Source organism: Rhizobium sp. BK313, assembly GCF_014193655.1.
Classification (GTDB): Bacteria; Pseudomonadota; Alphaproteobacteria; order Rhizobiales; family Rhizobiaceae; genus Rhizobium.
In genome coordinates this window covers 1967591-1991182 of sequence record NZ_JACHZQ010000001.1, presented here as the reverse complement: position 1 = coordinate 1991182, position 23592 = coordinate 1967591, and the positions used below count along the sequence as shown (strand labels likewise).

Here is a 23592-nt window from a genome sequence, read left to right as displayed (position 1 = left end):
TACTATTAACGCTTGGGTTACCATAGTCGTTTACGCTTAATTCTGGCTTTATATTACGGAGTTCTTGTATATGCCCGGCGTCAACAATAGCCAGCAGGATGTCGATATCGACCTCGCACAGCTTTTTCGCGCCGTTTGGCAGCGCCGGCTTCGCGTCATCGCCATCACGCTCGTCGGTGCTTGTCTGGCATTTGCCGTCGCCAAGGTCGTCTCGCCTGAATATCGCAGTGAAACACGCATCCTGATTGAGCAGCGCGCGCCGGCTTTTGCGACAACGACGCAGAACAACGATGCCAGCTCTGGTCCGCTGCTCGATGAACTCAACATCGCCAGCCAGGTGCAGATCCTGCAATCGGCCGATCTCATCAAGCAGGTGATTACCAATCTCAAGCTCTACGAGCGGCCGGAGTTCGCCGACGCCAACAACTCGGCCTTTTCCGATATTCTCGTCAAACTGCATCTGAAAAAGAACCCGCTCGACAAGGCGCCGGAAGAGCGGATGCTCGACGCGTTCACAAATCAGCTGCAGGTCTACCAGATCAATAGCTCGCGCGTCATCGGCATCAGCTTCACTTCCCGCGATCCGGATTTGGCGGCCAGCGTCCCGAACGCCATGGCTCAGGTCTATCTGTCGACGCAGAGCGGCGCGAAGCTCGATTCCAATAGCGAGGCGACGCGTTGGCTGGAGCCTGAGATCGCCAATCTGCGCGACAAGGTCAACGAAGCCGAGAAGAAGGTTGCCGACTATCGCTCCGCCAACGGTCTGCTGCAGACCAGTGACAACAATACCTTCGCGACGCAGCAGCTTGCCGATATTTCCGGCCAATTGGCGCAGGTGCGCGGCGACAGGGCCAATGCCGAGGCGCGTGCCCAAGGCGTGCGCAACGCGCTCGCCACCGGCCGCTCCACCGATACGCTTGCCGACGTTTCGGGCTCGCAGACTATCCAGCGACTGAAAGCGACAGAGTCCAATCTGGAATCGCAAATCTCGGACCTTTCGACGACGCTGATGGATGGCCACCCGCGGCTGAAAAGCCTGCGCGCCCAACTCGCCGATATCCGCCAGCAGATCGACCGCGAAACAAAGAAGATCCTTGCCAGCATCGAGAATGAAGCCAAGGTGGCACAACTGCGCGAACAGCAGCTTGTGGCGCAGTCGAACACGCTGAAGTCCGATAGCGCCCGGGCAGGGGAAGATGAAGTCGGCCTCAATGCACTGGAACGTGAAGCAGCTGCCGAGCGGCAATTGCTGGAAACCTATCTCGCCCGCTACCGCGAAGCCGCTTCTCGCGTCGATAAGAATTCGAGCCCGGCGGATGCCCGCGTGGTTTCCAAGGCTGTGGAACCGGTCGATCCCTATTTCCCGAAGATCGGGCCGATCGTCGTCGTCGCCACGCTTGCGACCTTTATTCTGACCTCCATCGTCATCATGCTGGCAGAGCTCTTCAGTGGCCGCGCGTTGCGTCCGGTCGGTCCGGTCGATCGTGAAGTTCTGGTCCGGAGGGAAACTGCCGCTAATTCGCAAACCATTGTCGAAGCTGCTCCCGCGAAAGTCGCAGCCGCATCGCGTCAAGGCGAAGTGCCGGCAAGCATGCTCTCTGTCGCTGCCGATGAGGCGTTGGCGCGGGAGATGGAAGGAGCAGTCGATCTTGGGCACCGGCCACAGGAGGCCGTTGAGGAGGCGGAAGACGAAGAGGATTTTTCCATTCAGTCGGTCGCCGATTATTTGGTCGAACGCGACTCCCGTCTTGCCATTGCCATATCACCGACCGGCGACAATGGTTCCACGGCGACCGTGATGCTGGCCCGCACTATCGCCGATGCCGGACGCCGCATCGTACTGGTCGATATGACCGGAACCGGCTGCCCCTCACGGCTGATGGCCGAAACTGCCGGCCTTTCCGGGGTGACCGATCTGCTTTGCGGTGAGACTGCCTTTGCGGATACCATTCATCCCGACCGTCTCTCCGATGCTCATCTCGTGCCGCAGGGTACCAGCGACGTCGGCCGTGCTATGCGCGGCGCCGACCGGTTGTCGCTGATCCTCGATGCGCTCGGCTCGGCCTATGATATCGTCCTCGTCGAATGCGGCGCCGCCGATGTCTCGGGCGTCGCGAGGCTGACGCGTAGCAAGGATACGGAAATCGTTCTCTCCATGCCGGAGCCGGACGAAAACCAGTTCATTGCGGCAATGACGGAATTCCAGAAGGCCGGTTATGAGCACATCATCCTGATGTCCGGCTGGCGCGAGGAGCATGGCCCTGACGCTCGTCAACACGCGGCCTGATCAATCCTTCTCTACCTCTTCCACCGAGGTATCGCTGCCGCCTTGCCGCGCCCGCAGCCGCTGGATGAACCCATAGAGCTGCGGATTGGCTTTGATGGACGCTTTGGCGCGCGTCACCCCACGCTGTGCGAAAGCCGCCACTTGCCCCACCGCCGAAATTGGCAGGATCAGGTCGTGCTGCGTCGTTTCCATTGGGCACCACGAGCGTTTGTAGCCTTGGTCGCCGATGCCGAAATCGAAAAGGGCGGCGCCCTCGTGGTGTAGCCGTTCGATCATCAACCAGAACAGCAGTTCGCCGGGACTGGCCTCCGGAACCAGTGTCTCGTCGATCGATGCAAACTGGCAGATGACGTGATCGCCCTTGCGTGACAGGGCTGCGACCGCCGGGATATGCCCCTCATGCTCGCCCTTCAGCCGTAATGCGTGCATCTCCAGGGCGGCATAGCGGTCGCCATCTCGGAGCGCCAGCAGGCGGTGCAGGACCGTTTGGGTCGGCGCATCCTGAAACACATCCGGTAGGCCGGCCGCTTCGAAGCGAACCGCTTTCTGCCGGAAGAACAGCTCGAGCAGCGCATCCCGCTGATCAGGCGCCGCGATTACATAGTCATAACCGCCTTTGTCGTTGAGAATGCGGGTCTGATGTTTGAATTTCTTGCGCCGCCGCTTGGCGTTCACCTGCTTCAAAGTCGTTTCGAAGGCGCCGAGGAAAGGCAGTTGAAAAGCATGGTTCTGGTTCTGGATGGCTGGCATCAAGGCGAGGGGGCTTTTGCGACCGCGCCAGTCCAGCGGCACATTGCGCAGGACCATTAGGTCGGCCTTGCCCCGCAGCGCCCGCACAATCTCTGCCTGTTGCGATGCCGCAAGGCCATTGCCTGTTGTCCCCAGAAATTCGGCGGAGAACAGGCCGGTATTGATGTTGCTGTGCCGGGTACCGATGAATTCGGCTCGACGAATACCTTGGGTGCGGATGATTTCGAGCGGCAGGATGAAGGCGGTGCGGCCATCGAAAGAGCCGCGGATGATGGCCAGCGGATGCCGAAAGGTCTCGGCCCAGGCGGCGCACCAGTCGTAGCTCTGATGGAGCGAAGCAAGATCGTCTTGCTCCAATGCCCGCCACTCGGCTTCCAGCGGTGGCATGCTGTCGAAGATTTCGATGCGCATGCCGTCCCCTGCCGCAGACCGCGCAGCGGCGGATGCCATGTCCCTACGCAGTGCCCCTGCAATGGGCACGTTTGCGATGTCGAGCTTCTGCGTTTGCACCTGGCATCTCCAATCGGACAGCATTCGCATGCAATCTTTGGAGCAGGCAGCTTATTTTTGGTTTAAGGCGCGATGGTTAGGCAGGTTTCCCGTTGATCACGGTTATCTCTACGTAAATCCGAAATCGCTTGAATACAGGCTCTTACTGCGGGCGCGGCCCGGCCATCCACTTGATGATCCCCATTGCGGGCAGCACCCAGATGATGCCGCTGAACAGGAAATAGAGGAAATGCACCCAGCCGGGCTGGTCGCCAAGCGTGCGCACCGCCACGATCATCGCCACGATCGCATAGATGACGACCAGCAGAACGAGCAGGATCATGCCGATGAATTTGCGCAGGCGAAGGGGCAAGGGACTGGTCTTCCTCTTTTAAACGAGACGCCGCGACGGCATGCCGCAAAGTCTCGGGACTTGTTTTGCACGCCCCTATCAGGCAAATCAACAGCCGGATTGAAGGGAGACCCCATGGCTGTCGCTAATTTCACGTCGGAACAGGCCGTTTTGAAGGAAGTGGCCCGCCAGGACCGCAATCGCCGCGCCATCCGCATCTGGCTTGCCTGCGTGCTTTTGGCACTCTTTGCTCTGGTGCTGGTCGGCGGGGCGACGCGTCTGACCAATTCCGGTCTGTCGATCACCGAATGGCAGCCGATCCATGGTGTCATCCCGCCGCTCAATGCGCAGGAATGGCAGGAGGAGTTCGATCTCTACAAACGCATCCCGCAGTTCCAGCAGTTGAACAAGGACATGACGGTCGATGAGTTCAAAGGCATCTTCTGGTGGGAATGGGCGCATCGCCTGCTTGCCCGTGCCATGGGCGTCATCTTCGGAGTGCCATTGCTGTTCTTCGTTCTGACCGGTCGCGTCGAGCGGAAGCTGTGGCTTCCGCTTGGCGGTATTTTCGTGCTCGGCGGTCTGCAGGGCGCGATCGGCTGGTGGATGGTGTCGTCCGGCCTCGAAGCGCGCACCGACGTCAGCCAGTATCGTCTCGCCACCCACCTTGTCACCGCTTGCCTGATCTTTGCTGCCTGCATGTGGTTCATGCGCGCGCTGTCGCCGCATTCGAACGACCCGGCGCCGACGCGTTATTCGGCAAAACTTGCCGGTCTCATCGCCTTCATGGCGCTGTTCCAGATCTATCTCGGCGCACTGGTTGCCGGCCTCGACGCCGGCCTTTCCTATAATACCTGGCCGCTGATGGATGGAGCTGTGGTGCCGGGCGGGCTGTTCGCGCAATCACCGGGTTGGATCAATTTCTTCGAGAACCCGAAGATGGTGCAATATGTCCACCGCCTCGGCGCCTATGCGCTCTTCACCGTGGTTGCGATCAACATGATCATCTCGCTGCGCGCTGCAACGCAGACGACGCATGCCCGCCGTTCGGTCGTGCTGTTCGTGCTGGTGCTCATCCAGGCGATCCTCGGCATTTCGACGCTGCTCTTGCAGGTGCCGCTGCATCTGGCGCTGGCCCATCAAGCCGGCGCTCTCATCGTCTTCGGCTTTGCCATCGCCAATTGGCGCGGTTTCTATGGCGAATATCCGCACCAGACGGTTATTGCCGTGAGGGGTTGAGGCGCATGATCGCCTCGCCCTCCTGGTTCGCAAAACTCAGCGCGAGGCGATATTGCTGGGCGCCGACGACAGACGCGCCACCACCTGCAGACGCTTGATTTCGCCGCGCTTGAAGGCGGCCAGGAAGCGGCGGTAATCCTTAAAGACCACGCAGCCATTCGAGTCGCCGCGGCTTCCTCTGAGCATGTAGGTGTGAGCCAGCAAGCCGTCGCGGCCATAGACGCGGGCGCCGTTTGCAGGTGTCAGGCGCAGCGCCTGCACGCCATGGAACAGGCTTTCTCTATATGTCAGGTCATAAGTTTCAGGGGGCGTCGGGCCGGTGTTTTTGCGGTCGACGTAGCGGGGATTGTCACGCATGTAGCCGAGGCCGGAATGCGCTTCGAGGCGTTCGCCGCTCGGCAGGTAGACTGTTCCCGCCGAGATATCGTAGATGGCGGTTCCGCCCCGCTGGCTAAGGGCGGCGAACGGGTTGAGGGACGACCGCGACCGCTTGACCTCTTCGTCCGGCTTGGCATAGGCCAAAGCGCGCGTCGGCGACGTGTCAGCTTCGTCCGGCGTGCTTGCGCTGTCCGAGGCGCTGGCCCTTGCAACGACACGGGCCGGACGCGGCAGCGGCACGACGGTAGGTAGTTCCTCGACAACCGAAGCGTCTTCGGCTTCTGCAAGATCGATGGTTCCGGCGTCCGACGATGCGGCATTATCTGTGGCGGGCGTCTGGTCCGGACGTGGTATCGGGATGATGTCGAAGGGCTGCGACGCGGGATCGCTGGAAGCGCTCGTCGCGAGGCTCTCCGCAACTGCGCGATCGATCGCTCCGGCCGATGGAGCGGCCGACGCCATCTCGGTGGGCGGTGCATCGCTAGCCGATGCTGCGATCGGTAGACTGTCCTTGCCCGAATGATCCAGGGCAGCCGAATTTGGCCCTGCGGCTTGGATTGCGGGGTTGCTCAGTGCAACCTCTGCCGGCCGCGGGATAGAGCTGGCGAGGGCCGTGATCGAGACTGCCGCCCCAACGATCTTGCTCTGTATGAGGGACTTCCCGGCATTTGTCAGGGCGAGGGCGGCGACATCGCGCAGATGTGCAACAGTTTCCGGCGAGATCGGTGCGTCGTTCTTGGCAATGGCCGAAGCCGCCTGAGCCCGCGCGAGATCTGAAGCCTGCTGCGATAGCGCGCTCGCCAATTGCTGCTTGACCAGCCCGCGCGCCAGGATCGCTTTGGAACGTGCGATGGCCAGCCGCTTCTCCGCATCGGTGGATATACCGCTTACCCGTGTTCTTCCGCCCATGGGCACGGTTTGACTGGCAAGGCGCGCCGCATGCAGGATGTGCTCCTCTGGAACGATGAAGGCAGAGGCCCTCGGCGTCAGCGAATCCTGCAGCGTAGTATCTGCGCCGGGGAGGGACAGGACCATCGATTGCGTGGTGATCAGCGTTGCCGCCACCCACGCGAAAACCACCACCGCGACGCCGGTGACGACGGTACCGGGACTGATCCCTGGAGATTTATTCCGGCGCGAAGCATTTCCGGAACGGGAATTGATGTTACCGAATGTCTCGGTCGCAAACGCCATGATACTCGTTATCCAAACTTTATACGCACCATACCGGCTCACAAAAAACGCTTATGCCGGGACGCAGAACTGCGTCCGGCCGTCACTTTGCCGGCTGTCGGAAAGCATGCCGAATTATGGTAACCAATTCCTTTACGCCGACCCGATCTTGGAATTGAGTGTGCTGATCACCGCGACTGTTGCGGCGGCGAAAGCGGGAACAGGCGATAAGGGCTGATTTGTGGCCAACAATCGATAATGACTAATAAAGTGTTACAAAATATACAGGAAAGGGCGCGATCCGCCGGATCCACACCAATAGGGCGATCTCAAATCGCGACCGCCAATGATCTGGGATGTCTTAAATAGCAGGGGCGCCGAAGATAATTTCAGCTGGAATAAGTCGAGCCCGGCCGATCGACCTGGATGAGGCGATTGGTCAGGCTCCTTCAGTTTTGGTGATGTTGATCAGGCCTGAAACCTCAAGCGTTCAGCATCAGGTCCATATTCTGGACCGCAGCTCCCGAAGCACCCTTGCCGAGATTGTCGTAGACGGCGACGAGCATGGCCTGCGCTTTGTCGTCATTGGCAAAAACGTGCAAGCGCATGCGATTGGTGTTGTTGTAGATTTCCGGATTGAGCTCCGGCGTCCGCTCGGGATTGTCGAACGGCGCGACTTCGACGAAGCCGCCCTTCTGCCCTGCATAGTAGTCGGCGATAGCCGCATGCAATTCAGTGCCCTTCGGAATCGTCGATAGGACCGAAAGCTGCAACGGCACGCTAACGACCATGCCCTGAGCGAAATTGCCGACGATTGGTTGGAACAGCGGAACGCGCGAAAGCTTGGCGTAGGCCTGCAGTTCCGGCAGATGCTTATGTTTGAACGTCAGACCGTAGGGCATATATTCCGGAGCGTCTTCACCCTTCGCCTGATAATCCTCGATCATCGAGCGTCCGCCGCCGCTGTAACCTGAAATTCCGTGAACGGTGACCGGATAGTCCGCGGCGACAAGCCCGGCTTCGATCAGAGGACGGAGCGTAGCAATGGCGCCCTGCGGCCAGCAACCAGGGTTGGCAACCCGCTTGGCTCTGGCGATGACATCAGCCTGATCCTTGCTCATTTCCGGAAATCCGTAGGCCCAGCCTTCGGCGACACGATAGGCGGTCGAGGCGTCGATCACTCTCGTCGTCTCATTGGCAATCAGGCTGACGCTTTCCTTGGCCGCTTCGTCCGGCAGGCAGAGGATGGCGATGTCTGCAGCGTTGAGCAGCTCCGCACGCACTGCCTTGTCTTTGCGGCTCTCTGCCGGAATGGACAGAATCTCGATATCGCGGCGCGTAGCCAAACGCTCACGGATCTGCAGACCCGTCGTTCCAGCTTCGCCATCGATGAAGATTTTCGGTGCCATTTTAATCCTGCTCTTTCAATCAGTTCAGAGTATTTCCGGACTCAGTTTGCCATGGAGTTGATTCAAAATGATAACGGCCGGTATCAGCGGCCGTTCGCGCGCCTTTCGGCGTGGAGCCCGAGCATATACATCGCCACCGTTGCCCCTGCAATGGCGGTGATGTCGGCATGATCATAGGCCGGAGAGACTTCGACAACATCGGCGCCCCTGACATCAAGCTGATGCAGATGTTGCAGCGTCGACAGGATTTTCGCGCTCGAGGGACCGCCGGCAACAGGCGTTCCCGTGCCCGGCGCGTACGCCGGATCGAGGCAGTCGATATCGAAGGTCAAGTAGGTGGGCGCCCCCTTGGTGTGGGAGATGATCATCGAGGCGATATCGGCCGCAGCCATATCTTCGACCTCGTGGCCATAGACAATCCGAATACCATAATCGTCAGGCGCATGGGTACGGATGCCGATCTGTAGGGAGCGGTCGGGATCGATCAGGCCGTCGCGGGCGGCGCGAGCAACGAACGAGCCATGGTCGATGCGCTTGCCGTCATCGAACCAGGTGTCCTGATGCGCGTCGAACTGCACCAGCGCCAAAGGGCCGTGTTTGGCCGCATGCGCCTTCAGCAGCGGCCAGGTGATAAAATGATCGCCGCCGAGCGTAAGCAGGAAAGCGCCGCTATCGAGGATGGTGTTCGCTTGCCGCTCGATCGCCGCCGGTGTCTCCTGGTGATTGCCGTAGTCAAGCAAGCAATCGCCATAATCGATGACGGCCATTTCAGCGAAGAGATCACGATGGAAAGGATATTGCGGATCATTGTCGAAAATCGCCGAGGCGCGGCGGATAGCCTGCGGCCCGAAGCGCGTTCCCGGCCGATTGGATGTTGCAGCATCAAAGGGAATGCCCCAGACGACGGCGTCGACACCCTCGAGCGATTTGGTGAAACGCCGGCGCATGAAGGAGAGCGCACCCGCAAAGGTCGGGTCGCTGGCCGCGGATGTCAGGCCAGTGGCCGTAAAGGCATGATCAATCGACGTGCTCGGCACGAGATTCTCCCTCGGATACGCTGAACTTGTAGTCCCGTTCTACACGCGCGATGCGAACATGATATTGCTCATACCAGCGCTCGCGCCCGAGCTTCTGCGCCGCCAGATGCGCGACGACGTTCTTCCATCCGCGAATGCTCTCCTCGTCCCGCCAGAAGGAATTGGTGATGCCGAAGCCATCCGGCCCTCTGGCGCTCTCGACGCCAAGACAGCCGTCCTGGGCAAGTGCCAGTTCCTCCATTCTGTCCGCCATGGCGCCATAGCCATGGTCGCCGCGGGTACGAACGGAGGAAAAGGAAACGATGTAATAGGGCGGCTTCGGCGTGGCGGCGAAAGGCGATGCGCGATTGTGGGGCATGACGTGTCTCCTGAAGGGAAAGAACTAGAGGACAGGAGGTGTAGATTGCAAGTGGCGGTCAGTGCGCGCCTATTTGCTTGGCGGAAGCGTGCATTGATACGCCTGTTTTATACACGCGATCTGCGGTGTCGAGCATTGAGCCTTTCCGTCGGCGACCGTGCAGAATGAACATTGATCGGTGAATTGCTGGCAGTCGGGATTGGCTCGCATGAAGTCTTTCATGCTTTCCATCCGCGTCTGCTCCCCTTCCGGTGTCTGGACGGGATCCGCCGAATAAGCGGGCACCGGGCCGACCGTTGCGAGCAAAAGCAATGAGATGAACCTAAGCGTCGTCCATGTCATCCCGGCCCCCTTCCTAGATAAAGCCGGAGTGTGCCACAAAATGCGCGATTTGCCTGCATGACCATGCGGCCGTGGCCCAAGATGCACAAAACAAAAAGGCCGGGTAGAACCCGGCCTTTCCAAAATCCGATCTCGGATAAGCGATTAACGCTTGGAGAACTGGAACGAACGGCGTGCCTTGGCGCGGCCGTACTTCTTGCGTTCGACGACGCGGCTGTCGCGGGTCAGGAAGCCGCCCTTCTTCAGGACCGAGCGCAGACCCGGTTCGAAGTAGGTCAGAGCCTTCGACAGGCCATGGCGAACCGCACCGGCCTGGCCGGAAAGACCGCCGCCGGCAACGGTGGCGATGATGTCGAACTGACCGTCACGGGCAGCAGCGACGATCGGCTGGCGCAGGATCATCTGCAGAACCGGACGGGCGAAGTATGCCGTGTAGTCCTTGCCGTTGACGATGATCTTGCCGGAGCCGGCCTTGAGCCATACGCGGGCGACGGCGTCCTTGCGCTTGCCGGTCGCGTAGGAGCGACCGAGCGAGTCGACCTTGCGGACGTGAACCGGAGCAGCAGCTGCTTCCGACGTCGTGCCGAGATCCTTCAGGGAAGAGAGATCAGCCATTATCAGGCGCTCCTTACGTTCTTCTTGTTCAGCTTGGCCACGTCGAGAACGACCGGCTGCTGGGCTTCATGGGGATGGTTGGAGCCGGCGTAGACGCGCAGGTTCTTCATCTGGCGACGGCCGAGCGGTCCGCGGGGAACCATGCGCTCGACGGCCTTTTCAACGACGCGCTCCGGGAAGCGACCTTCGATGATCTGACGAGCGGTGCGCTCCTTGATGCCGCCGGCATAACCGGTGTGCCAGTAGTAAACCTTGTCTTCGTACTTCTTGCCGGTGAAGACGACCTTGTCGGCATTGATGACGATGACGTTGTCGCCGTCGTCTACGTGCGGCGTGAAGGTAGCCTTATGCTTGCCGCGCAGACGCATTGCGATGATAGAAGCGAGACGGCCAACGACCAGCCCTTCGGCGTCGATGAGAACCCACTTCTTCTCCACCTCTGCAGGCTTCTGGGAGAAGGTTGCCATGTTGAATACTCTCTCTTGGGACCCTGGACCTGAAGGCATCAGGGCGTTTCTTGTTGCTTGGTTTGGCGAGCGAAAAGCGCGCCAAAAAGAAAGCAGCCCGGAAAGGCTGCGATCTGGCGTGGCTTATAAAGTGGATAGGTGGATACGTCAATATAAAGGAATTTTGCGGCTGGAAAAATTTCAAAGCAAAATCATATAGTTATGAATAAGGTATCATTTTACCTCATATCGATTGATTTCAGGCGAGCTTCAAAACCAATACACCCGCTGTAATAATGGCACCGGCAACATACCGCCAGATGCTTGAGCGCTCCTTCAATATAACTGCGGAAATCACTAGCGCGAACAGGATCGAGGTTTCGCGCAAGGCTGCAACGGTCGCAACAGGTGCCTTTGTCATGGCCCACAGCGCAACGCCGTAGGAGGCAATCGAGCCAGCCCCGCCGATCAGGCCACGCCACCAGTTGTAGCGGACATGAGCGGCAACCACGCTTACGCTGCGCCGCGAGATCGCCCAGGCGAACAAAAGCACAGGCGGCAAGAGCGACATCCACAGCGTATAGGAAATGGAATTGCCGGAGATCCGAGCACCGATGCCGTCGACATAAGTATAGGTGGCGATGACCACGGCATTGGAAAGCGCTAGGGTTATCGCCTGCCGGCCGCCCTTTCGCGCCTCGAAAGCTAGCGTCAGTATGCCGGCGCAAATGGTCATGGTACCGATCAGTACTCCGCCCGACAGGGCTTCTTTCAGGATGAAACCGCTGGTCGAAACGATGATCAGCGGCGCGACCCCACGCATCAGTGGGTATACGAGGCCGATGTCGCCAGCGCGGTAAGCGGCAGCCACCAACTGGAAATAAACGAACTGCAGGATCGCCGATGCGCCGATGAAGGGCCAAGCGGTCGAAGCCGGCAGCGGCAGAAACGGCAGGAAGGGCAGGGCAGTGACCGCGCCGCCTGCTGCAACCATTGCGGCATCCAGGGACTTGTCCGTTCCGGCCTTGATGATCGCATTCCAGGTCGCATGTAGCAGGGCACCGAAGAGAACCAGAGCGAGAACGTCAAGGGACACGAAAACCTCAGAAATGGGCAGCGAAGGATAGAAATTCGGCGATTTGCGGATATGCCGCTGCCATTTGATCCTCAATGCATCAGAAAGCAACAAGTGTGCGGGCTTATAAGCTTTTAGCAGTAGCCCCCTGTCACAGCAAATCAATGGAAAAGCATAGTTCCATCGTTCCATCTTTGTTCTGGTTGGTCGCGCAACCATGAGATGTTTCTAATTGACATGGGAATGAAGCGAGAACAAAAATTGGATGCCGGGTGAACGTTTGACGGAGATTGCGACGATAACATTCGAAGCGCTGTGAAATGTTATTTGAATAACATGAATGAGAATATATTGACTCATCGTTGGGAGCCGGTGTGCATCACCCAATTTGGTGATGTCGACTCGCGTGATGATCACCCAAATGGAGTATGAATTCCGTGCTGCGGTGCGAAAAGCCGCAGTTAGATTGAGGCAACGGCAAAAATCACGGATGAGCGTCTATCATCGAAGATGTGGCATTCCGGGATATATTGCTTAAGAACAAATATCTACTGCGACGAAATTTTTTCGTGTGAGAAATTGTGTAACTGCATATACCTTGTATTTCCAATCAGGTTCTTAATTCATCGGCTCATCATGAGGCTTCGCTAATTAACATCCGAATGAATAGTGAACAAAAATCGCATTTCATGAGAACCTGACTATCTAACTTGGAATGGCGTTATTTGAATGCGCTTTGAAGAGCGGCCGGAAATCGCAGCGCGATAAACTATGCCACGCTAAAAACTCATCAAACACCGCGTCAGGACCACCGGCTGAAAGGCAAGCTGGGGTGAAGATCGATGAGAGAAGATCGGCGGCACACCGGCCCCTATCGGCCTGACGTTAATGCGGAATAAACAACTCATCGTCGTCGAAGTCGGTCGACGGCCGGCAGGTATAGACGGGGCAATCGCTTCTGTCCTTGGTCGGCATATAGTCCTGATAGGCATAGAAGCCGGGATCACAGGCATCGCTGTCGGTAACGAAGCGATCGTAAAGCGTCATGTTGCGCACTCTGGTAGACGGATAGCGCATAATCACCGCGCGTTCGCGGTTGATGATCGCTTTGGCTTGGGCGCAGGTGAAAGACAAGGAGTTATAACGCGAAATCGCCAAGGCCGGCGTGGCGGCCGACGCAATCAGCAGGCCCAGCAGGATGATTTTTTTCATCGCAGCAATCCTCCTCGAAATTGTTATAATAATTATATATACGCGAAAGCCGCGGCCGTGGTTTCCGGATTTGTGGCAAAACGCAAGTGTGATTTAAATGGGAGGCTTGTGATGAACCATGACCGTTATGACGATTCCTATATCGCCGATATCCTTTTATCCGTACGGACCATCGCGCTGGTCGGCGCGTCACCCAATCCGGCACGCCCGAGCAATGGCGTCATGGCCTATCTATTGGCCCGGGGCTATCGCGTTATTCCTGTCAATCCCGGACAGGCCGGCAAGGAGATTCTCGGCCAGTGGGTCTTTGGCCACCTGGCCGATATTCCTGAACCTGTCGACATGGTCGACGTCTTCCGCGCACCGGAATATCTGAGGTCGGTGGTCGAAGAGACGATCATGATCGAGCCGCGGCCACCGGTCATCTGGGGCCAGCTCGGCGTGCGAGACGACGCCGCCGCAGCGAGAGCTGAAGCAGCCGGTGTCAAGGTCGTCATGGATCGCTGCCCTGCTATCGAATATCCGCGACTGGTCGCCTGATGCCGGCAGGTCGCGTTTGACTGCTAGGCCTACCCATCCGTGGCGCGATACCGTCAAAAATGGGTAGGTTTTTTCAGCGCGTGCAAAAGCTCGGCAAAGTTCGCGGTTAACTTTCAGGTCTGAGTAGCTATGATCTTCCAGTCACAACAATATTGGCGGGAGGAGAGAGCATGCCGACGAACAACCCGGGTTTCGATACGCTGGCTATTCATGCAGGCGCGCAGCCGGACCCGACGACGGGGGCGCGCGCGACGCCGATCTACCAGACAACCTCCTTCGTCTTCCAGGATGCGGACCACGCCGCCGCGCTCTTCGGGCTGCAGCAGTTCGGCAATATCTATACGCGCATCATGAACCCGACCCAAGCCGTCCTTGAGGAGCGGGTGGCCGCCCTCGAAGGCGGAACGGCCGGCCTCGCCGTTGCTTCCGGCCATGCTGCCCAGGTGATCGTCTTCCACGCCATCATGCAGCCGGGCGACAATTTCATCGCCGCCAGACGGCTCTACGGCGGCTCGATCAACCAGTTCGGTCACTCCTTCCAGAATTTCGATTGGCATGTCCGCTGGGCGGACTCCGCCGATCCAGCCTCGTTCGAGGCGCAGATCGACAGCCGTACCCGCGGCATCTTCATCGAAAGCCTCGCCAATCCCGGCGGCACCTTCGTCGATATCCAGGCGATTGCCGCGGTTGCCCGCAGGCACGGTTTGCCGCTGATCGTCGACAATACTATGGCCAGCCCCTATCTCATCCGGCCGCTGGAACACGGCGCCGACATCGTCGTGCATTCGCTGACCAAATTCATCGGCGGCCATGGCAATTCCATGGGCGGTATGATCATCGACGGCGGTACCTTCGACTGGTCGGCCTCCGGCAACTATCCAATGCTTTCGACTCCGAGACCGGAATATAACGGCATCGTGCTGCACGCGACCTTCGGCAATTTTGCCTTCGCCATAGCCTGCCGCGTCCTCGGCCTGCGCGATCTCGGCCCCGCCATTTCCCCTTTCAATGCCTTCTTGATCCTCACGGGCATCGAGACGCTGCCGTTGCGCATGCAGCGCCATTCCGACAATGCGATCGCCGTCGCCCGGTGGCTGAAAGAGCAGAACAAGGTAGCCTGGGTAAACTATGCCGGCCTTGAGGACGATCCAAACCATGCGCTGCAACAGCGCTATTCGCCCAAGGGGGCGGGTTCTGTCTTCACTTTTGGATTGAAGGGTGGTTATGACGCGGGCAAGGGGTTGGTGGAGGGCCTGGAGCTCTTTTCGCATCTCGCCAATATCGGCGACACGCGCTCGCTGGTCATTCACCCCGCCTCGACGACGCATAAGCAGCTCACTGACGAGCAGAAAATCGCCGCCGGCGCCGGTCCCGATGTCGTGCGCCTGTCGATCGGCATCGAAGACGTCAAGGACATCATTGCAGACCTCGAACAGGCGCTGGCAAAGGTTTGACAATGGAGCGTTTCGGGTTCCGGACGGGAGATTTATGACAGCATATTTACGATTGGACACCGACGGCATCGAGCCGGAAGCCGGCGCCCCGGCCAACGATCGCATCGTTTCCGGTGCGCCAAAGTTCCGCACCTGGAATGTCGACGAAGCCGACGGCGGGCTCTACGCCGGCATATGGGAGGCGACGCCGGGAAAATGGCAAATCGCCTATGACGAGTGGGAATATTTCCACATTCTTTCCGGCTATTCGGTGGTAACCGCTGAAAATGGCGAGGCTTTTCACCTGCGTGCGGGCGATCGGATGATCCTCAGGCCCGGCTTCAAAGGGACTTGGGAAGTCATTGAAACGACTCGAAAGGATTATGTGATCCGCCTTTGAAAGCGCTTCGGATCGCGTCACAAAGCTGGTCTAAGGCTGGCCCCGTTTCGGATGCGGCCCGGCCTTAGTCATGTAGCCCGCACAGCAGCCGTTTCCATTGCCGCAAGTTGTGTCACCGGCCTTTCACGAAACTGTCATCAAACTGAAACACTGCGCCTTTAGACGCATCACTGTCGCCAGGAGATTCAGGTGTGGCGTTACTAACGATGGGACACTTCGCGCCAGACTCCTGCTCGCCATCCTTTCATCACTTGAGGAAGTGAGTCTATCATGCTTAACCAGAAACTCCGTACCCTTTGCCTGACCGCAGGCCTGGTCGTTACCATGGCTGCTTCGGCTATGGCTGCCGACATCTCCGGCGCCGGCTCGAGCTTCATCGCGCCGGTTATGTCCAAGTGGGCCGAAAACTACAAGACTGCGACGAAAAACGCCGTCAACTATCAGTCGGTCGGTTCGGGCGCCGGCATCAAGCAGCTCCTCGACAAGACCATCATATTCGGCGCTTCGGACAAGCCGATGAGCGACGCTGACCTCGAGAAGAACGGCATTGCCCAGTTCCCGATGATCTCCGGCGGCATCGTCGTTTCCTATAACGTTGCTGGCGTAAAGCCGGGCGAACTCGTTCTCGACGGCAAGACGCTGGCCGACATCTTCCTCGGCAAGATCGCTAAGTGGGACGATGCGGCCATCAAGGCCCTCAACCCCGACGTGAAGCTGCCTTCCACGCCGATCTCCGTCGTTTATCGCGCCGACAGCTCCGGCACCACCTTCAACTTCACCGACTACCTGGGCAAGGTTTCTCCGGAGTGGAAGGAAAAGGTTGGTTCGGACACGGCAGTTGAATGGCCGGTCGGCTTCGGTGCCAAGGGTTCTGAAGGCGTTTCCACCACCGTCAACCAGACGGCTGGTTCGATCTCCTATGTTGAATATTCGTACGTCGTCGCCAACCACATCGGTTTCGCGAAGATGAAGAATGCTGCCGGCAAGGTTATCGAGCCGAGCCTCGACACGTTCAAGGCTGCTGCTTCTAACGCCGATTGGGCCCATGCCAAGAACTTCAACCTGATCATCACCAATCAGCCGGGCGAAAAGAGCTGGCCGATTGCAGCTTCGACCTGGGTTATGCTCTACAAGAAGCCGGCCGATGCTGCTGCCAACGAAGAAGCCCTGAAGTTCTTCAAGTGGGCCTATGAAAAGGGCCAGAAGGAAGCGACTGACCTTTCCTACCTTCCGGTTCCGGAAACTGTTGCCAAGGTTGTCGAAGAGTCCTGGAAGAAGGACTTCGGCACGAAGTAATTTCGGCTGAGAAGTTGCGGCGGACAGGGTATGGCCCTGTCCGCCTTTCGTGACAGAGCAAGGGGACATCGATGGCCGACGCGACTCAGACGGCTGGCTTCCAGGCAGTGGATACCAGCGCCAGCACCCGAAAATTCCGGACACAGGATCGGATTTTCTATTTTATGACGCTTGGCTCGGCTGCTCTTGTCGTGCTTCTGCTGCTGGCAATCCTTGCGGTTCTTGTCGTCGAAGCCTTGCCAACCTTCCAGACCTTTGGGTTTTCGTTCCTCTGGGGAACGAAGTGGAGCGCTCCCGCCAATATCTTTGGTGCTGTGCCTGCCTTGGTCGGTACACTGGTGAGTTCGCTCATCGCCATGCTGATTGCTGTTCCCATGGGCATCGGTATCGCCATCTTCCTCACGGAACTTTGCCCGGGCAGCCTGCGACGTCCGATCAGTACGGCCATCGAGCTTCTTGCTGGTGTTCCCTCAATCATCTACGGCATCGTCGGTCTGTTCATCCTCGTGCCGTTGATGCAGACCTATGTTCTGCCCTTCCTTATGATGACGATCGGCCAGGTGCCGGTGATCGGCCTGCTGTTCCAGCCGCCGGCGCCGGGCGTCGGCCTGTTGACGGCAAGCCTCGTGCTGTCCATTATGATCCTGCCGTTCATCACCGCGATCTCCCGGGACGTATTCACCACCGTGCCGCCGATGCTGCGTGAATCCGCTTACGGCATGGGCATGACCACATGGGAAGTCGCTCGCCACATCCTGATCCCCTATACACGTCGCGGCCTCGTCGGCGGCATTATGCTCGGCCTCGGCCGCGCCCTTGGCGAAACCATGGCCGTCACCTTCGTTATAGGCTCGGTGAGCCGCCTGCAGGCGTCGATCATCTCGCCGTCCACCACCATTTCCGCCCAGATCGCGAACAACTTCGGCGATGCCGACGGTCTGCAATTGTCGAGCCTGATGGCGCTCGGCCTGCTCCTGTTCATCCTTTCCTTCTGCGTGCTTGCGCTGGCGAGATGGATGATCGGTCGCGTCGACTCGCTTTGAGGAAAAAACCCATGGAAAATGCAATTCGTCAGAACATCGTATCGCGGCGCTATGGGAAGAACCGGGTGATGATGGCTTTGTCCTTCCTCGCGGCCATCCTCGGCATATTCTTTCTTAGCGTGATCCTTGTGACCCTGCTTTATCGCGGTGTATCGGCGCTCAGCCTCGACGTGTTCACCATGTCGATTCCGGCCCAGGGCTCGCGCGGTGGCTTGATCAACGCAATCTACGGCACTGTGCTGGTCACGGGCCTCGCCATCCTGATCGCCGCGCCGGTCGGCATTCTCGCCGGAACTTATCTGGTGGAATATGCCAACGGCAGCAAGCTTGCCGAGGCCGCCAAGTTTATCAACGACATCCTGCTTTCCGCACCCTCGATCATCATCGGCGTGTTCGTTTACGGCGCCGTGGTCGTACCTATGCACGGCAACTCTGCCATCGCCGGCATCCTCGCGCTGGCGTTGATCGCCCTTCCTGTCGTCAACCGCACGACGCAGGACATGCTGTTGCTGGTGCCAAATGCGCTTCGTGAGGCGACCGCCGCGCTCGGCGCCCCGCGCTGGAAGTCCATGACGATGGTGATCTACCGTTCCGCCTGGACGGGCATCCTCACCGGCATCCTGTTGGCCGTCGCCCGTATCAGCGGCGAAACCGCGCCGCTTCTCTTCACGGCCGGATACAGCAAATTCATGAATTCGAGCCTGACCGGTCCAATCGCCACGCTGCCGGTTGCCATCAACACGCTCGCCGCCGATGCGGGCGAGGATCTCAAGCAACTAGCCTGGGCCGGCGCGCTGATCATCACCGTTGCCATCCTTGGCCTCAACATCCTTGCCCGTGTCTTGAGTGGGCGCCGCCAGTGACGCAGCTGCCGAACGATAGGAATCAAACCATGAACATGAGCGATAGCAATTTCCAGAGTGTCACCGCACAGCAGGGGAAGGACGCCGCTTCCCAGTCGGGTGCCGGCATGCTCGCGAAACTTGAGGTGAAGAACCTCGATTTCACCTATCAGAACGGCCATCGCGTTTTGAAGGGCGTGAATATGGATATCCGCAAGAATGCGGTCACCGCCTTCATCGGCCCTTCGGGTTGCGGTAAGTCCACGCTGCTGCGCACCTTCAACCGGATGTATGATCTCTATCCGGGCCAGACGGTTGCGGGCGAGATCCTGCTGGACGGCCGCAATATTCTCACCAAAGACGTCGATCTGAACGATTTGCGCGCCAAGGTCGGCATGGTGTTCCAGAAGCCCACGCCGTTCCCGATGTCGATCTATGAAAACGTCGCTTTCGGCATCCGGCTCTATGAGAAGATTTCCAAGTCGGAAATGGACGCGCGCGTCGAAGCAGCGCTGACGGAAACAGCCTTGTGGAGCGAAGTGAAGGACAAGCTGCACCAGAGCGGACTTGGCCTTTCCGGCGGTCAGCAGCAGCGCCTATGCATCGCCCGCGCCATTGCCCTTCGCCCCGAAGTCCTGCTGCTCGATGAACCGACCTCGGCTCTCGACCCGATCTCGACCGCCAAGGTTGAGGAACTGGTGTCGCAGTTGAAGGGCGAGTTCACGATCGTCATCGTCACGCACAACATGCAGCAGGCGAGCCGTATTTCCGACAACACCGCCTTCATGTATCTCGGCGATTTGATCGAATACGGCCCGACCGAGCAGATTTTTCAGGCGCCGAAGGTCAAGCGCACGGAAGACTACATCACCGGCCGTTACGGCTGATATGGCAAGGCGGATGCCGCCCGCTGTCACCGATTTTGCGATGGCGCGCCGGCTTGGCGCGCCATTTTGCGTCTTGGATGAATCTGTGAACCGAAGGCATCGACCAGCCGTCGACGCATCCAGGCAATCCGGATTGTCGGGCAAACTCGAAGGCTTGTGCCGGCACCTGATCTCAGCGAGAGGCCACCCTTAACTCACCAGCTCAGTTCCAGCTTCTCGAGGCCGTGGAATTGATAGACGTCCTTGACCTCGGGCCTTGTCCTAAGCTTCAGACCGGGCAGGCGTTCGAACAGGATCGGCAACACGACATTCAATTCCAGCCGCGCGAGCGGCGCGCCGATGCAGAAATGGATGCCGGCGCCGAAGGAGAGGTTCGGCGCTTCGTTGCGGTCGGGCTTGAAGGTAAGGGGATCGGAGAATTTCGTGGGGTCCAGATTGGCGGCGGCAAGAATCAACGCCACCCTGTCGCCGCGTTGGAAGGAAACGCCATCGATCTCAGCCGGCTCCAGGCACCAGCGCTGGAACATATGTACCGGCGCGCAGATGCGCAACGACTCCTCCACCGTACGCTCCGTCGTCGCCTCGTCCTTGAAAAGATCGGCCGCCGCATAGCCGCTGTCGAGGATGACGCGGACGGAATTACCGATCTGGTGAACCGTCGCTTCGTGGCCGGCATTGAGCAGCACGATCGTGGTCGAGACCAGCTCGTCTTCAGTCAGATACTGGCCCTTGTGTTCGGTGGTGATCATGTGTGTCAGCAGATCGTCGCGCGGATTGGCTCGGCGCTCACGGATGACGGTTTTTACATAGTCGGCAAATTCCTCGGCCGCCTGATCGGCGGCAAGCTCGTCCTCACGTGTGCGGCCGAATATGTACATGCGCACATAGGCATGCGACCACTTCAGCAACTGCGGCCCCATCTCTTCCGGAATGCCGATCATCCGGGCGATCATGGTGACGGGAATGATATCAGCAAAGGCCGACAGCAGTTCGACCTCGCCTTTTTTCTCGAATTTGTCGATCAGCCGGTTGGCTAGCTCGGCCAGCTCCGGCTTCATCTTCTCGACATGCCGGGAAACAAAGGCGCGGTTGACGAGTGTTCTAAGGCGCGTGTGCTCTGGCGGCTCCAGTTCGAGCAGGGAATGTTGCTCGGCAAGATCGAAATTTTTCAAATGCGGCAGGGGGGCGGGCAGGCCGAGCTCTTCGCGGGTGGCGATATGCAGGATCTGCCGGCCGAAGCGGCGGTCTCGCAGTAGGCCGTTCACATGATCATAGCCGATGAAATACCATTGCTTCTGCTGCTCCCAATAGAAGGTGGGGCATTCGGCGTGCAAGGCGGCGTAGACGGCGTTTGGATTGCTGTAGAAGGCGGGATCGCGGCCATTGAGGGACAGGCGACGCGCCACGGGATCGATGGAGAAGACAGAGGATGTGGTCATGACGAAAGGATTATCGGAATAAATCGGATGGGAAAAGACCGTTACATCCTCGACAGTGTACCGAGGCGGCGCAGCGCATGGATCTGATCATCGAGCGTCGGCACAAGCTCGCCACCATTCGGATCGGGCGGCGTGTCCGTTGCCATTGCCGCCTCCGTCTCGCTGAAGACGATCGTGCAGTTGCGGCCGGCGCGTTTGGCGGCATAGAGCGCCCGATCGGCGGCCGAGACGAGCCGGTCCCAGTTGGCGGTGTCGCGCGGCATGATCGCCAGACCGATGCTGACGGTCGCCGGCACCAAGGAGCGGCCGGCAAGCAGCGGCACCCGGCAGAAATCCGCGCGGATTGTCTCGGCGATCGCCTCGGCCTCCGCTTGATCGTCGACGAGGATGAAGGCGGTGAATTCCTCGCCACCCATGCGGCCAAACGCACCGCTGCGGGGAACGAACTGACGTCCGATACGGGCGAATTCGGCGAGCACGATATCGCCCGTCTGGTGGCCATAACGGTCGTTGATCGCCTTGAAGTGATCGAGATCGAACAGCAGCGTGGCGATCTTCTGCGAGTCTTTGGTGGCCTTTCCGGCGACAAGCTCGAAATAATCCTGCAAGCCGCGCCGGTTCAGGACGCCCGTCAGCGTATCTGTGATCGAGATCGCCCGCCAACGCCGCTCAGACCGCTCCATCAGCAGTCGGCCGCTCAGCGCAATCGCCGTGGTGATCAAAAACGCGCTGCCAAGGGCGGTGTAGCCGCGATAGATCAACGCGTCTTGGGGACCTGGTCGCAGGAGCGTCATCGAGATGGCGGAAACGAAAGAAACGCAGGCGAGCGCCATGAAAACGAAGCCCAGCTGGCCGCGCACCGCCTCGCGCCTGCCCTCTGCCGGCCGAACCGCCGAGGCCAGCAGCGTGGCGCCGACAGCGCCGGCGAGATCGTAAAGGATGACGCGATTGGCGAAGCTCTCGTGAATCCACGGCAGCTCGACGCCGGCAAACCAGATGACCGGCGGCAACAGCGCCGACCATTCCGGCTTGCGCTTGTCCATGCAGCAAAAGCCGGCGATCCAGGCGCTTTCGCCGAGCAGAGCGATGCCATTGCCGATTTCGATCGACAGGATATCCGGAATGATACCGCGCGCTGCCACAAGCGCGAATCCGACGGCACTGACGGTGAAGCCCAGCGCCCACATCAGATAAGCAGGCGTCTGGCGATCATGCCGCCAAGCAAAGAAAAGCACGGTAGCGAGTGTAATCGCTTCCGAACACCAGATGGTTAGTCCCGTCGTGATATTAAGCACGATAGCGTTTCTCCCCTACCGCGGCGCGACTTCGTCGGCGCAAAGGACACGGTAACGCTTGCAATGGACACATCATCGCCGAAGAAGATGGTGAGTTCCTTAAGTTGCGTGGTAAATTTTGCCTGCGCATGGAATTGGCGCTGTACCAACAACGTCTGCGCTTCATCCTTCCTTCACCCTGCAGTTCGGAAAAGCGGTGGACCGCGCGCATCGGGTCATCAGGTCTATTGGCATCCGGAAATCAGCGGTTAGAAACGCTTCCTCAACATCTGCTGAGCCATTAGCCTTTTTGACGTTATCCTTTCGCGCGTCTTGAAGTACAGGGCAGTGACACTCTATGTAGGGTAAAAGGATTTTTATTCGATTCCCGGCGTTTTCGCCGCCGGGGGCAAGCTTGGTAAAGGACGCACATGAGAAATCCAGTCGATACAGCTATGGCTCTGGTGCCGATGGTTGTTGAGCAGACCAACCGGGGCGAACGGTCTTACGACATCTATTCTCGCCTGCTGAAGGAACGCATCATCTTCCTGACCGGCCCGGTGGAAGATCAGATGGCGACGCTAGTGTGCGCCCAGCTTCTCTTCCTCGAGGCGGAAAACCCGAAGAAAGAGATCGCGCTCTATATCAATTCACCTGGCGGCGTCGTCACCGCCGGCATGGCAATCTACGACACCATGCAGTTCATCAAGCCCGCCGTGTCGACGCTTTGCATCGGTCAGGCTGCATCGATGGGCTCGCTGCTGCTCGCTGCCGGCGACAAGGACATGCGCTTCGCCACTCCGAATTCGCGTATCATGGTTCACCAACCTTCCGGTGGTTTCCAGGGACAGGCTTCGGATATCGAGCGTCACGCCCGCGACATCATCAAGATGAAGCGCCGCCTGAACGAAGTTTACGTCAAACATTGCGGCCGCACCTACGAAGAGGTCGAGCAGACGCTCGATCGTGACCATTTCATGTCCTCCGACGAGGCCAAGGAGTGGGGTCTGATCGACAAAGTGCTGACGTCTCGTACTGAAATGGAAGGTGAAACCGCCGCCTGAGTTATCCACGGGCGGTGTCTTCTACGCCACAGTTCTATCCCATTTGTGATCGAATAGGGGTTTAATGTGATGTAGAACACGGTAATAGTAAGCATTAATGCTATGTAGCGTTTTTATGACATAGCATTCGGCATTCGAAGGGGGATTCGTTGCCACCGCAGCCCGGGCATGGGTGTCAGGGCTACGTTCAGTACCCCGAAGAGCGCCGCGAT

The 23592-nt window shown here is 58.9% G+C and carries 23 protein-coding genes; 11 read left to right on the top strand and 12 right to left on the bottom strand.

Annotated elements, in window-relative coordinates:
• Positions 1 to 70 precede the first annotated feature (70 nt).
• Positions 71 to 2287: a GumC family protein gene (locus tag FHT86_RS09505; RefSeq protein ID WP_133706560.1), complete on the top strand. Its 2217-nt coding sequence runs from the start codon at positions 71 to 73 to the stop codon at positions 2285 to 2287.
• On the opposite strand, the gene FHT86_RS09500 is transcribed toward FHT86_RS09505, so the two are convergent.
• Together FHT86_RS09500 and FHT86_RS09495 are read right to left on the bottom strand one after the other, a co-directional pair.
• Positions 2288 to 3547, bottom strand: a complete 1260-nt coding sequence (locus FHT86_RS09500; protein ID WP_312862268.1) for a GNAT family N-acetyltransferase — start codon at positions 3545 to 3547, stop codon at positions 2288 to 2290.
• 142 nt (positions 3548 to 3689) lie between these two features.
• Positions 3690 to 3899, bottom strand: coding sequence for a DUF2842 domain-containing protein (locus FHT86_RS09495; RefSeq protein WP_028755205.1), 210 nt, complete (start codon positions 3897 to 3899; stop codon positions 3690 to 3692).
• A 114-nt stretch (positions 3900 to 4013) separates the two neighbouring features.
• On the opposite strand from FHT86_RS09495, the gene FHT86_RS09490 reads away from it, so the two are divergent.
• A complete protein-coding gene (locus FHT86_RS09490) occupies positions 4014 to 5117 on the top strand; it encodes a COX15/CtaA family protein (RefSeq protein ID WP_133706558.1) in 1104 nt (367 codons plus the stop codon).
• A 36-nt stretch (positions 5118 to 5153) separates the two neighbouring features.
• Here FHT86_RS09490 and FHT86_RS09485 read toward each other — a convergent pair whose 3' ends face one another.
• The 6 genes from FHT86_RS09485 to rplM form a co-directional block, all read right to left on the bottom strand.
• Complete coding sequence (locus FHT86_RS09485) at positions 5154 to 6689, bottom strand: tlde1 domain-containing protein (protein ID WP_246779415.1); 1536 nt, start codon at positions 6687 to 6689, stop codon at positions 5154 to 5156.
• Between the two features lie 461 nt (positions 6690 to 7150).
• A complete protein-coding gene (gene argC / locus FHT86_RS09480) occupies positions 7151 to 8077 on the bottom strand; it encodes an N-acetyl-gamma-glutamyl-phosphate reductase (RefSeq protein WP_133706557.1) in 927 nt (308 codons plus the stop codon).
• A gap of 83 nt (positions 8078 to 8160) precedes the next feature.
• On the bottom strand, positions 8161 to 9114 hold the full coding sequence (gene speB, locus FHT86_RS09475) for an agmatinase (RefSeq protein WP_133706556.1): 954 nt from the start codon (positions 9112 to 9114) through the stop codon (positions 8161 to 8163).
• Positions 9095 to 9472 carry an antibiotic biosynthesis monooxygenase gene (locus FHT86_RS09470; protein ID WP_133706555.1) on the bottom strand — a complete coding sequence of 126 codons (378 nt, stop codon included), beginning with the start codon at positions 9470 to 9472 and terminating at the stop codon, positions 9095 to 9097. The genes speB and FHT86_RS09470 overlap by 20 nt, the downstream gene beginning before the upstream one ends.
• A 486-nt stretch (positions 9473 to 9958) precedes the next feature.
• Positions 9959 to 10429 carry a 30S ribosomal protein S9 gene (rpsI, locus tag FHT86_RS09465; protein ID WP_133706553.1) on the bottom strand — a complete coding sequence of 157 codons (471 nt, stop codon included), beginning with the start codon at positions 10427 to 10429 and terminating at the stop codon, positions 9959 to 9961.
• Between the two features lie 2 nt (positions 10430 to 10431).
• Positions 10432 to 10896, bottom strand: a complete 465-nt coding sequence (rplM, locus tag FHT86_RS09460) for a 50S ribosomal protein L13 (RefSeq protein ID WP_004122374.1) — start codon at positions 10894 to 10896, stop codon at positions 10432 to 10434.
• On the opposite strand from rplM, the gene FHT86_RS09455 reads away from it, so the two are divergent.
• Entirely contained in the window at positions 10895 to 11095 is a 201-nt protein-coding gene (locus FHT86_RS09455; protein ID WP_133706552.1) for a hypothetical protein, read from the top strand. The genes rplM and FHT86_RS09455 overlap by 2 nt on opposite strands.
• Before the next feature lie 39 nt (positions 11096 to 11134).
• Here FHT86_RS09455 and FHT86_RS09450 read toward each other — a convergent pair whose 3' ends face one another.
• Complete coding sequence (locus FHT86_RS09450; RefSeq protein ID WP_133706551.1) at positions 11135 to 11971, bottom strand: EamA family transporter; 837 nt, start codon at positions 11969 to 11971, stop codon at positions 11135 to 11137.
• A gap of 864 nt (positions 11972 to 12835) precedes the next feature.
• The gene (locus FHT86_RS09445) at positions 12836 to 13162 is read right to left on the bottom strand and encodes a hypothetical protein (RefSeq protein WP_133706550.1); all 327 of its coding nucleotides are present in this window, start codon (positions 13160 to 13162) and stop codon (positions 12836 to 12838) included.
• Between the two features lie 111 nt (positions 13163 to 13273).
• Between FHT86_RS09445 and FHT86_RS09440 the strand changes: the two genes are divergently transcribed.
• From FHT86_RS09440 to pstB, 7 genes are all read left to right on the top strand, one after another.
• Positions 13274 to 13702 (top strand): CoA-binding protein, encoded by a 429-nt coding sequence (locus tag FHT86_RS09440; RefSeq protein WP_120703816.1) that lies wholly within the window; start codon positions 13274 to 13276, stop codon positions 13700 to 13702.
• Positions 13703 to 13872: 170 nt separating this feature from the next.
• Positions 13873 to 15156, top strand: a complete 1284-nt coding sequence (locus FHT86_RS09435) for an O-acetylhomoserine aminocarboxypropyltransferase (RefSeq protein ID WP_133706549.1) — start codon at positions 13873 to 13875, stop codon at positions 15154 to 15156.
• Between the two features lie 34 nt (positions 15157 to 15190).
• Complete coding sequence (locus FHT86_RS09430) at positions 15191 to 15535, top strand: cupin domain-containing protein (protein WP_133706548.1); 345 nt, start codon at positions 15191 to 15193, stop codon at positions 15533 to 15535.
• Between the two features lie 270 nt (positions 15536 to 15805).
• Positions 15806 to 16831, top strand: coding sequence for a phosphate ABC transporter substrate-binding protein PstS (pstS, locus tag FHT86_RS09425; RefSeq protein WP_133706547.1), 1026 nt, complete (start codon positions 15806 to 15808; stop codon positions 16829 to 16831).
• Between the two features lie 71 nt (positions 16832 to 16902).
• Positions 16903 to 17874 carry a phosphate ABC transporter permease subunit PstC gene (gene pstC / locus FHT86_RS09420; RefSeq protein WP_133706546.1) on the top strand — a complete coding sequence of 324 codons (972 nt, stop codon included), beginning with the start codon at positions 16903 to 16905 and terminating at the stop codon, positions 17872 to 17874.
• Between the two features lie 11 nt (positions 17875 to 17885).
• A complete protein-coding gene (gene pstA / locus FHT86_RS09415; protein ID WP_133706545.1) occupies positions 17886 to 18737 on the top strand; it encodes a phosphate ABC transporter permease PstA in 852 nt (283 codons plus the stop codon).
• Positions 18738 to 18766: 29 nt separating this feature from the next.
• Positions 18767 to 19603 carry a phosphate ABC transporter ATP-binding protein PstB gene (gene pstB / locus FHT86_RS09410; protein ID WP_133706544.1) on the top strand — a complete coding sequence of 279 codons (837 nt, stop codon included), beginning with the start codon at positions 18767 to 18769 and terminating at the stop codon, positions 19601 to 19603.
• A 194-nt stretch (positions 19604 to 19797) separates the two neighbouring features.
• Here pstB and FHT86_RS09405 read toward each other — a convergent pair whose 3' ends face one another.
• Positions 19798 to 21042, bottom strand: a complete 1245-nt coding sequence (locus tag FHT86_RS09405; protein ID WP_133706543.1) for a cytochrome P450 — start codon at positions 21040 to 21042, stop codon at positions 19798 to 19800.
• Positions 21043 to 21083: 41 nt separating this feature from the next.
• Positions 21084 to 22337, bottom strand: coding sequence for a sensor domain-containing diguanylate cyclase (locus tag FHT86_RS09400; protein WP_133706542.1), 1254 nt, complete (start codon positions 22335 to 22337; stop codon positions 21084 to 21086).
• A gap of 410 nt (positions 22338 to 22747) precedes the next feature.
• Between FHT86_RS09400 and clpP the strand changes: the two genes are divergently transcribed.
• The gene (gene clpP, locus FHT86_RS09395) at positions 22748 to 23380 is read left to right on the top strand and encodes an ATP-dependent Clp endopeptidase proteolytic subunit ClpP (RefSeq protein ID WP_133706541.1); all 633 of its coding nucleotides are present in this window, start codon (positions 22748 to 22750) and stop codon (positions 23378 to 23380) included.
• Positions 23381 to 23592 lie beyond the last annotated feature (212 nt).